Source organism: Nostoc sp., assembly GCF_036917455.1.
Taxonomy (GTDB): domain Bacteria; phylum Cyanobacteriota; class Cyanobacteriia; order Cyanobacteriales; family Nostocaceae; genus Nostoc.
Genome location: NZ_JBALDK010000016.1, coordinates 1 through 10596 on the forward strand (window position 1 = coordinate 1; position 10596 = coordinate 10596).

Here is a 10596-nt window from a genome sequence, read left to right on the forward strand (position 1 = left end):
TCAATGTGCTTCAGTATGTCACTCATATTTTTGTGTCAAAAATTTATCGCAATCTTCTTTTACCACAGAATATTACTATTTTGGAGATGTCTATTACAATCTCTCAAATGTTTAGATATTAACGCTTACGAAGAAGTCAAAAAAACTGGACTTGGTATATTGAATTCCCAGCAGTCTAATGACCAAAAGACTGTCGAACCTACTGAAGGAAATCAACCTCAAAAAAATTCACCAAAATGGATTTATAAAAATTTAAAAGGACAAATAATTAACTCAATTTCGCTTAGTTTCGATGACTGGTTTCAAGATTATGGCGAGGGTCGAGTATCAATTTCTTGGTACAATTTGCAGACAACCCTCAGACAGCTACTTCCAGAAGACCGAGTTAAAGCTAATCATCGTTGTATTAATGTTGTAAATGAGCCGGAAAAAGGTTGTGTCCGCATAGATTGTGTAGGTGATACCCAAATAGAAACTAACCCTTATGCCTATTGGACAGATGGGCAGAAGCATAACGATCCACAGCCCCAAAACTCAGATAGTCCTCCCCAAGAATTAGCAACAAAATCCATTAGAGCTAAACTAATTGTTGCAGCAGACGGAATTAATTCTACAGTTCGTAGGCTGCTTTACACAGATACTCAATATGATGATTTTGCCCGACCCGAATACTCTGGGTTTGCAGCTATATTTTGTAGGGAAATAGCTGAAGTACCAAAGGAACTATGGACAAAACTAGAAGAAGATTTCTTTCAAGAATCACCACTTGTAACAATTACTAATGATGAAATATCTGGCAATTCTGTTTGTATAAATAACATCAGGATAATTTTATATTACAGACCAACTGGTGAGCTAGGGTACATAATACATCTTGCTTTGCCTTTAGACTCATTGCAAGGAAAGTCAGAAAGTTCTTTAATTGACTTAGCTTTGCAAGAGTTGGAAAAAGCAGGTTTTCCTGATCCGCTCAAGCAATTAGTGGGTCTGTCTCCTCCTGCAAAAATGCAGCAGCGTCCATACTATATTCACCACGCGAGCATTTTAGATTCTTTACAAGTTTCTGACCCAACTGACCTCAATATAGAAGCTAATCCTGGCACAATCCCACCAGCCTGGAGTCTAGGGCGAATCGTCTTAGTTGGCGATGCCGCACATGGAATGCCTCCCTTCATGGCTCAAGGAGCTAATCAAGGATTGGAAGATGCACTAGTAGTTACAACACTCATCGCTAAAATTGCTGAAGAGAATAACTGGGATAATCTGCGAGCTATAGCCAAAGCCTTCGAGAAATACGAACATCTTCGTCGCCCACTGATAGCATACGTCCAAGAGGCAACATTACAGCGATCGCCCCACTCGTCAGACAAAAAGTGGCAGGAGTTCAATCAACAGTTGTATCGCCGCAATTTCAACCAAATAATAGAGGCACTCTAGTTAACCGTCTGTGAAAATTTTGATTACAATGCAGATGTCCACTAGGCGGCGTGCTGTCTATCCACGTAAATCCAGAAGATAATCGATGAGTAATCAACTACAAGACTACAATCCTAGCGGCGTAGGTGAAATAAATGGCAACCTCTTAGGTTTGCCTTGCGATTATGAATCTGCAAACCTGATTGTCTTTGGTGTACCGTGGGAAGTCACTGTTTCTTATGGTGCGGGCACTGCTAACGGCCCACAGCGAATCCTTGATGCTTCGACTCAACTAGATTTATTCGATTTCGATAACCCTAATGGTTGGAAGCAGGGAATTTTCATGGTAGAAATTCCCCAAGATATTTTAGAGAAAAATACATATTATCGCGCCTTGGCAGCAAAAATTATTGAGCGATTAGCCCAAGGTAAAGAACTCTCAGATGTACCAGATTTAACACCTGTCCTCACAGAAATTAATCAGGCTGGGCAACAGGTTAATCAATGGCTGTTTGAAAATTGCCAAGAAGCAATTAACAAGGGTAAGCAAGTCGCAGTCATTGGTGGAGATCACAGTTCGCCGTTAGGTTATTTCCAAGCATTAGCGGCTAACTACGCCAACTATGGCATTTTGCACATTGATGCCCACGCAGATTTACGCGATGCTTATGAGGGATTTGAGTTTTCTCATGCGTCGATTATGTTTAATGCGCTGAAAATACCGCAAATTTCCAAGCTAGTGCAAGTGGGTTTGCGTGATATAAGTCATGATGAAGTACAAATGATAGACCAATCTGAGAATCGCATTATTGCATATTACGACCCAGCCATTAAACAAAAGCTCTACTCTGGAACAACTTGGCTTGATTTATGCCGAGAAATTATCAGTCATTTACCTGAGTATGTTTACATTAGCTTTGATGTCGATGGTTTAGATCCCAAACTTTGTCCTAGTACAGGTACTCCTGTCCCAGGTGGGCTGGAATTAGAACAAACATTTTGTCTATTTCGGGAATTAGTCAATAGTGGTAGAAAAATTATTGGCTTTGATATTTGTGAAGTCGGTGATGCTGAATGGGATGGTAATGTTGGAGCGCGGGTAGTTTACAAGCTAGCAAATTTGATGGATTTATCTCAGCCCAAAATATAAACGGGAGCAACGCGAAAAAGTGAGATCATCGTCTAATGAGCAGGGGGAGCAGGGGGAGTAAAGAAAAAATTCTAGTATGTTTTACTACTAAAAAGCTAAAAAATATACTTGAATTATTTCTCTCCCCCTGCCTCCCCTGCCTCCCCTGCCTCCCCTGCCTATTTCACGAGGATCTCACTTTTTCGCGTTGCTCCCCCCTGCTTCCTACCCCCAGCAAGAACTGCGGTCTTTATGATAAGTCCTTAAACGGACATGATATAACGAGGCGACATCTTCGATTTACATGTCTATCAAACGGATGAGTTAATTTTAATGAAGAGGGATTTTTGCATCTTGGGCTGATAAGCTGTTGTGTTTTTAATTTGCACATTGAGACAGCAGGGGAGCAGAGGAGAGGGTTTACAGGTTTTACCTAAAAGATTATGAGGCAACTTGTAGACGCGACAGCTTACCATTTCACAACTCTACACCCGCCCCAAAGTAGCTTGTAAGGGAAAATAATTGCTAGGCGACTTATCGGAGGCGACGGTAAACCATTAGCCAGTCAAGTTTTATCGCACTTCCCAATGTTTGTTGTTAAACTAATACTGAGTACTTTTTTAACTTTATATTAAAAAATAATTACTTAATCAAAGATAGATGCGAAAATATATGACAATACAGTGTAATTAGATTGCTAATTTTTTACTTGCTTCCTTTTGCCTGCATTATCTTTTGCTCACATGATTTTGATGCTACCTTTACATTATTCCTTAATTATTAAGTGTGGGATAATACACAATATACTTCTTCCTTAGATAATCCGTAGACTGTTATTAGGATTAAAGTAACAACTTTATCCAAATTACCCGTCTAACACTTTTGAGTAAAAAATCATAGGGTAGAATAACTGAATATTGCTCAGATATTTTTAAAATTAAAAGCAGGATTTTTTAATGATCGGCTTAAGTAATTCGGAAAACGGCACAGTTAGCAGCACAGCAGCCACTAAAAGGCTGGCAAGGGCGATGATGGTTTCTGGTGGGGAATTCTCGCTGATATTAGCTTGTTGTAACTGTGTTGAAAGGCAGCAGCAAGTGCTGAATATGTTAACAGAATTTTCATCAGCAGATATCCACGAAATCCTGCTCTCACCTGCTTCTGACACTTTGTATACAGCAATTACAACTGCGATTGGTGCTACTCAACCCGAAGCTTTCATGGTACGGGGTTTAGAATCTGTAGTGGAAATTAACCAACTAATTATCAGTACCAATATTATGCGAGATGAGTTTCGGAAACAGTTTCAGTTCCCGTTGGTGTTGTGGGTGAATGATGAAATTCTACGCAAGCTTGTCTGGCTGGCACCAGATTTCAAAGACTGGGCAGCTAGTACCATTAGATTTGATGTACCTCACAATCAGTTAGTTGAAGCTGAACAGCAAGCCATCAGGGCCTAATATTGCCTGAGCTTACTTGCAAAATCTTGTATCCGCTAGGTTGATCCGAGCAAAACCTTAGCTTTAAAATTACTTTTATTGAACCTCTGCTTACCCAGGTGAGGCAAACAGCCTTGCCAGGTGTCCTCGCAAGCTATTTTTTAAAACAAGGGTATGTATTCCCTTCTCTAAAAAAATTCTCATTTTATGAAGCCTGAGCTTCTAAGTTATTACTCTATTGCCATACAACTATAGGGAGTTTTGATTGAGTGCATTTTCATCGATAATTTGTATAAGGAACAAACAATCAGTACATTAGCGTCTGTCTTTATATGTGTTTCAGAAGACATACACTAAATTAATTCCAACTGCTGAAGTTCTGGAATTATGTATTTTGTTGTCTATTAGTGTCTGGATATTATTTTTGATCTCTATAACTCTTGATTAACACCGCTATATTACTATGAAGCTCATGCTGAAAGACTACTTTAATACTAACCAAGCACGAATTTTCACTGCTTTGATTTTGACTGGAATTTTGTCAGTTACTAGCGGTTTAACACTTATCAAAGATGCTCAAGGCGCTTCTGTAAACTTATCGCTAGAAACAAGTAATGAAGTTCTCAAAGACAATATTAAATCAAACCGCTTGCCACGTCCAGTAGCTAACGCAGTACTACAAGATTTAGCCCGCAGACAGGGAATTTCGGCCAGAGAACTGCAAATTATTGATTATAATCAACAGACTTGGCGCAATGGTTGTTTGGAACTGCCTCAAGTTGATGAATTCTGTACCCAAGCGTTAATTCCTGGTTGGCTGATTGTGGTATCTAATGGCGAACAAAACTGGATCTATCATACCAATCAGACAGGTTCCACAGTCAGACTGAATCAAAAGGCTAGTGAAGGTACACTGTCCCCTGTGCAAATTCCAGCCAGCGAGTTACCACCCCCATTAGATAGAGATGTAGTATTTCGGCAAATTTCTAGTGGTGGCTTTGCTGGTAGAACTTACGAGACTGTTTTACTCAAAGATGGGCGATTGATTCGCGTGCGGATTGGTGATGCAAATGATTCTGAACGTAGTGTTCGCCGCGTTTCTGTACAACAAGTACAACAATTTCGGAGATTTTTAGAACGTTCTAAATTTAGTAAATTCCAAAATCTGAGTTACCCAGCCCCTAGTGGTGCTGCTGACTATATCACCTTCACTCTTACCAGCCCAGAGGGTACGGTTCAGTACAACGATATTTCTAAAGATAACCTGCCAAAGAATTTACAGACAGTAATCAAAGCGTGGAATCATCTCGCAACCAGTGCCCAATAATAAAAAGAACTCTGAATTAGGTTGATGGGATTAGATGGCGATTGTTTTAGCGCTTACAATCGAAGCGATCGCTATTTTTGCTGATTGTTCGTGATTTAATGATGTCTGTAATCAAATGATGAAAAGGTTTATAAAGTGGTGTGTTGAGTTTTCTTCTTGGTCGAATATTGGCCAAACCAGAAAGTCCGGGTTGTTTGCCGTTATAGTTATCTTGAGTGTGGTAGCTACAGTGATGCTATCTTTCCCCTTGAATGCTCAAATTAGTCTGCCGCGAACTGCATCTGAGTTAAGGGGAGTGTGGTTAACAAATATTGATAGTGATGTGTTATTCGAGCGCGATCGCCTCAAGGGATCTTTGCAACGCCTTGACGAACTCAATTTTAACACCATATATCCAGCGGTTTGGAATTGGGGCTATACATTATATCCCAGCAAAGTTGCAGGCAAAGTTATCGGGCGATCGCTCGATCCCACACCCGGACTCAAAGGGCGAGATATCCTCAAAGAAATTGTCGATGTGGGACATCAAAAAGGGTTAACAGTGATTCCCTGGTTTGAATTTGGCTTTATGGCACCAGCCGATTCTCTATTAGCTAAAAACCGTCCCCAATGGCTCACTAGCCGCAGCGATGGTACACGGGTTGTCAAAGATGGGAATGATAATCGCGTTTGGCTAAATCCCTTTCACCCAGAAGTGCAGCAGTTCATTCAAGATTTAATTATTGAAATTGTTAGAAACTACAATATTGACGGTATTCAATTAGATGACCATTTTGGCTTACCATCAGAATTAGGCTACGATGCCTATACAGTGGCACTTTACAAAAAAGAACACCGTGGTAAAGCTCCCTCGAAAAACTTCAAAGATCCAGAATGGGTGAGTTGGAGAGCTAATAAAATCACCGAGTTTATGAAACGAGTATTTACAGCTATCAAAGTTACTAAAAAAAATTGCCTGGTTTCTGTTGCTCCTAATCCTCAACGTTTTTCTTATGATTTCTTTTTAGCAGACTGGCAGAAGTGGGAACGGCTGGGAATTGTTGAAGATTTAGTTTTGCAGATATATCGTGATGACTTGAATGTTTTTATCAGCGAATTAGAGTATCCAGAAGTGAAAGCAGCCAAGAGTCATATTCCAGTGAGTGTGGGTATTTTGGCTGGGTTGAAAAACAAAACCGTATCGATGCAGCAGATTCAGACACAAGTGCAAAAAGTACGCGATCGCAATTTTGCTGGAGTCTCTTTCTTTTTCTATGAATCCCTCTGGAATATGGGCAAAGAAAAGCCACAAGAGCGTCAAACTGGCTTACAGAAAATTTTCCCTACACCAACGGCTTACCCGAATTTGTTAACAGGCTGGAAACCGTTCAGTTGACTTTCTTAACAAGCTCTCGGTGAACATACCGTTTAATTTTAAGTGAAGGTTCACCGACAATCACTTAAGAATTTGTCTTGGAATGGACTAAATTTTTTTACTAAAAAAGCAACTAGCCAAATTCTCTTGGCTTCTTTCTTTGCGTTCTTTGCGCCTTTGCGGTTCGTTCCTTGTATAGTTTGTTGCATCTTCATACAGAATTGGTATTATCGTATGTGCTTCACTCCTAACTCCTTTACAGACGCGATTAATCGCGTCTGTACTCCTAATTCAGCACTATCCTATTCCCAAACGTCCAGCCAAACCAGGAGTTAGGGGTAGAAGCGTGGTAATCATCAAGAATAGAGCCAAAAGCCCCAAAGCGGCTCTAGCATCATCAGGTTCAGTAATTTCATTTAAGCTTGGGCGTTCTTGATCCCGTTGCAAAAAGAAAATCACGATCGCCCAGTACATAGCAATCATATTACCGAGAGACACTAACGCCAGTAAAATTAAAGTTGCGATCGTTGCTCGTCCTGCGGTTTTGCGTCCATAAATCGCCTGAACAATCCGTCCACCATCTAGTTGTCCTGCGGGCATTAAGTTCAAAGCGGTAATTACTAACCCCAGCCAACCAATCACCACTAAAGGATGAACGCTTACTAGGGGTGACTGCAACGCCGAACCAAGGACAACTCGCGCCAAACTTCCCACCAAAATCGACCCTTGGAAAAACTGATTTGGCAATTGAAATAAACTACCTGGGTGGGAAAGCAGCAAGCCCGTCACCAGCATTAACAAAGAGACAATACCACCTGCGGCTGGCCCTGCCAAGGCAATATCAAATAATACCTTGCGATTGGGCAACAGAGATTCAAAGCGGGTAATTGCACCAAAGGAGCCAATTTGGACTGCGGGTAGAAAGAAGGGCCAGCTAAGGCGAATTTGGTGACGCTGGGCAAGTAACCAATGACCAATTTCGTGAGCTACTAAAATCGCAAATATCCCAGCGCCTATGGGCAAAGCTTCTTGAAACCGCCCTGGATTACCAAAAAAATCAAAATTCAGCAGTAAGCCCGCAGCTTCTAGATTTGTAGCAATAGTTGCTATCAACAGAACACCTGCAAAAGCTTTTTGCGATAACAACATCGACCGGGGATCGTTACGGCTGGGAAGGACAATCATCACGGGTCTACCGTCTGTGTTTTCCACTAAAAACAGACGATAGCGATCGCCAAGGCGTTGTTGTAAACTTGCAGTTAGGCGGTTGTGAGTCTCTTCTGGTTCTCCCCGCAAATTACCTTTAAAAATGGCTCCATCTTGGTAAGCGATGGTTTCTGTGGCAAAAAATGTATCGATACCAAAAATGCCTTTAATTGCATTCAAGTCATCTTCTGGTATTGGTGGAATTTCCGCTTTCAGTTCTGCGACTGCTAATTGTGGGGAATTTGCTGCAAGTGAGGAAGCAGCGGCGAGTCTTTTGGTTGCGCGTTGCTTGAGGATGGCATCTTGCCCAGCTGCGCGTAACTGTCTGCCCAAATAAACGTACAATCCGGCGGATGTCACCACCAAGAACAATATACCCGCTATATTGATGTAAATCCCTGCGGCAAACAATCCAAAAAACAGCAGCCAGGGAGTCATCAACACCACCGACTGTAACCAGGCTAAGATTCCCAGTTTACCAAAAGGTCTGGCGCGATAAAAGCCCCAGCCTAAAATGCCTAAAGCTACCAGTAGGATTGCCGCCAGGATAGAAGTTTCTGATAAAGTAAACATCTCCAAACCTTTGCTATTGAGACTAAGCCAGAACAAGTCCGGTATTGCAGATACACTTATTAATTTATAACGTCGCCTACCCTCTGCCCAAATTATCTCCCTTTAAGTGGTCGTAGCCAAACCCAGACGAGGGGTAAAAAAGTTCGTAGTAAGGACTTTAGTCCGGGATTTTTAAGTACTTCAGTGCTTATACCAATTCTGTGTGTTACAGCTTTACCCTAACGCACCTGAGCAACTTGAAAAGAGAGCGATCGCATAATAATATAGCGATCGCTCTCTAACCCAATAATTAATTTGCTCAAACTCTATATGAGCGAAATAGTTTTCTAAGTCCAATAAAGAATTTCAGCATTTGGAAAGCGCCTACTAATCTCACTCTCAAAAAAGCTACGCAACGCCTTCATTGTGTCTTTCTCATAAACGTATTTCGTCCCACCAAACTTATTACGCTTGACGCTGCGTTTTGCCTCATCCATCTCTAATTTTGATTGCGGATACCAAGTTTGTAAAACTTCTTTTGACCCAGGTGTGAACCGATGGGAGATTAACTCAAAGGTAAGGTTACAATCAAAATCCAGTGCCTCGTTTATCTGGTCAAACAAACGACTATAGTGCATCTGCCAATCGTCTATCGGCATAATTGGCGCGATTACCAAGCCTACTGGATAACCGCCACCGCCACGCTCTAATGGTAACGCCAACCGTCGCAATGCATTCAGTCTGGATGCTACAAATGCAGTGCCACCTTCAAACTTACCAGAAATGGGTGCTGCATTAACGCTCATCCGACAGCGAGTATGCCCGTTGTGTGGTAAATCGAGTAATCCATCCACGGCATCAAACTTCGATACCCAACGTAGATGTGCATTAGGACGACTGCCAAAGTAACGGATACATTCAGCCAGACTTCCAGTTAAATGCTCAATACCCAATGGGTCTGTGTAACAGCTAACTTCAAAACTCGTGTTTTTACCCTCTTGCTCGTAATTAGCTAAATTCTCTAATATCTGCGGTAAGTTAGCAAAAACGCGAATGACAGGTGGCCCCGACAAGCTACCAGCTAGGTAGCAGTATTGACAGTGAGCCGGACACCCTTCGGCAAGATGAAACTGCCAATCCGCAGAAGGTGGAATGGGACTCAGTTTCAAAGAACTGGGTGGTGCAGTAACCACCGCTAAGGTACGCTTGGCAATGTTGTAAGTATCCCGCTCAGACTCACCGCGCAGTCCCTTCAGGCGGTTCTGTGATAATTCTTCTATTGGTAAGTTGAGTGACTGCACACGTGCAAGAATCTGCTGCCCCCAAACCTCATTGAGGGCAGCAGGTGTAAACAGTACCCGTTCAGGTATCCACAACTTTGGCGATCTTGTTTGTGTATCTGATACTGAAACTTGGTCTGTAATGGTATTCAGCAATATCTTTCTCCGTTATTTAGTTTGCTGATTTCTGCAATTAATTTTCCAGGACTTGCTTAAGTCGTCGCTCTAACAAATCAAGATCCAAAGTGCCTTCATCACGGCTAATTCGTCGCACTGTTGAATTAACATTACCTAGATTTACCAATAAATCTTGAAGAATTTCCTGCTGCTGACGAGCTTGGGTAACTTCGCGTGGTTCCTGTACTAAATCACGCACAATGGTATCTTCAGCGCGAGAGGCGATAATTGGATCGTTTTGCCCTTGAACGTGAACAAAGGTTCGTCGTCCTGGGCCTCGTTCTTCTTCTATTGGTATAACAGCTGTCACTTGGTCAGAACGCACATATTTACCAAATCCCAAATGGACTAGTTCTGATGAGAGGATTTTCATATAATTAAAGCGTAATTTTTAAGCCTTACTTATATTATAAAATATATAAAAGTGGTCTTAAAACCATAGCCCATACGGTTTATACCCAATTCAAAGTAGTAGTTTCCTGTCCCAATTTCTGCTTGATATCTCTGGTATCAGTCACACTCTTCGTACCAGCTTTTAGGCTTGTTCTAGGGTTTCACCAAGCTTAATAAACTCAAGTTTTAGGTTGGAGTCATAACCTTAGGTTGCTAAGTACAGCATTTCATTAGAACTCTTGCATAAATATTTTGTGGTATAATATTGAATTGTTTTAATTTCAGATTTTGCAATTAAAATAGTCAGAATTTATCAATTTTTT

At 41.4% G+C, this 10596-nt stretch carries 8 protein-coding genes; 5 read left to right on the forward strand and 3 right to left on the reverse strand.

From position 1 onward, the window contains the following. The 5 genes from V7K42_RS01025 to V7K42_RS01045 form a co-directional block, all read left to right on the forward strand. Nucleotides 1–1437: FAD-dependent oxidoreductase (locus V7K42_RS01025; RefSeq protein ID WP_334912708.1), on the forward strand; the 1437-nt coding region annotated here is incomplete at its 5' end. A gap of 85 nt (nucleotides 1438–1522) precedes the next feature. Beyond that, nucleotides 1523–2566: an agmatinase SpeB gene (gene speB / locus V7K42_RS01030; RefSeq protein WP_334912710.1), complete on the forward strand. Its 1044-nt coding sequence runs from the start codon at nucleotides 1523–1525 to the stop codon at nucleotides 2564–2566. A 935-nt stretch (nucleotides 2567–3501) separates the two neighbouring features. Beyond that, on the forward strand, nucleotides 3502–4005 hold the full coding sequence (locus V7K42_RS01035) for a hypothetical protein (protein WP_334912712.1): 504 nt from the start codon (nucleotides 3502–3504) through the stop codon (nucleotides 4003–4005). A gap of 442 nt (nucleotides 4006–4447) precedes the next feature. After that, a complete protein-coding gene (locus V7K42_RS01040; protein ID WP_334912714.1) occupies nucleotides 4448–5311 on the forward strand; it encodes a hypothetical protein in 864 nt (287 codons plus the stop codon). Nucleotides 5312–5429: 118 nt separating this feature from the next. Then, entirely contained in the window at nucleotides 5430–6686 is a 1257-nt protein-coding gene (locus V7K42_RS01045; RefSeq protein WP_334912720.1) for a glycoside hydrolase family 10 protein, read from the forward strand. Nucleotides 6687–6962: 276 nt separating this feature from the next. Here the strand turns inward: V7K42_RS01045 and V7K42_RS01050 are convergent, their stop codons facing one another. From V7K42_RS01050 to V7K42_RS01060, 3 genes are all read right to left on the reverse strand, one after another. Further along, nucleotides 6963–8444: a site-2 protease family protein gene (locus V7K42_RS01050; protein WP_334912716.1), complete on the reverse strand. Its 1482-nt coding sequence runs from the start codon at nucleotides 8442–8444 to the stop codon at nucleotides 6963–6965. A 326-nt stretch (nucleotides 8445–8770) separates the two neighbouring features. Next, on the reverse strand, nucleotides 8771–9793 hold the full coding sequence (locus tag V7K42_RS01055) for a spore photoproduct lyase family protein (protein ID WP_334912722.1): 1023 nt from the start codon (nucleotides 9791–9793) through the stop codon (nucleotides 8771–8773). Between the two features lie 103 nt (nucleotides 9794–9896). Beyond that, a complete protein-coding gene (locus V7K42_RS01060; RefSeq protein WP_334912718.1) occupies nucleotides 9897–10253 on the reverse strand; it encodes a hypothetical protein in 357 nt (118 codons plus the stop codon). Between the last annotated feature and the right edge of the window lie 343 nt (nucleotides 10254–10596).

Bases quoted from the DNA above. Each gene is read 5' to 3' on its own strand.
- speB (WP_334912710.1), top strand. From the start codon at position 1,523: ATGAGTAATCAACTACAAGACTACAATCCTAGCGGCGTAGGTGAAATA.
- V7K42_RS01035 (WP_334912712.1), top strand. From the start codon at position 3,502: ATGATCGGCTTAAGTAATTCGGAAAACGGCACAGTTAGCAGCACAGCA.
- V7K42_RS01040 (WP_334912714.1), top strand. From the start codon at position 4,448: ATGAAGCTCATGCTGAAAGACTACTTTAATACTAACCAAGCACGAATT.
- V7K42_RS01045 (WP_334912720.1), top strand. From the start codon at position 5,430: ATGAAAAGGTTTATAAAGTGGTGTGTTGAGTTTTCTTCTTGGTCGAAT.
- V7K42_RS01050 (WP_334912716.1), bottom strand. From the start codon at position 8,444: ATGTTTACTTTATCAGAAACTTCTATCCTGGCGGCAATCCTACTGGTA.
- V7K42_RS01060 (WP_334912718.1), bottom strand. From the start codon at position 10,253: ATGAAAATCCTCTCATCAGAACTAGTCCATTTGGGATTTGGTAAATAT.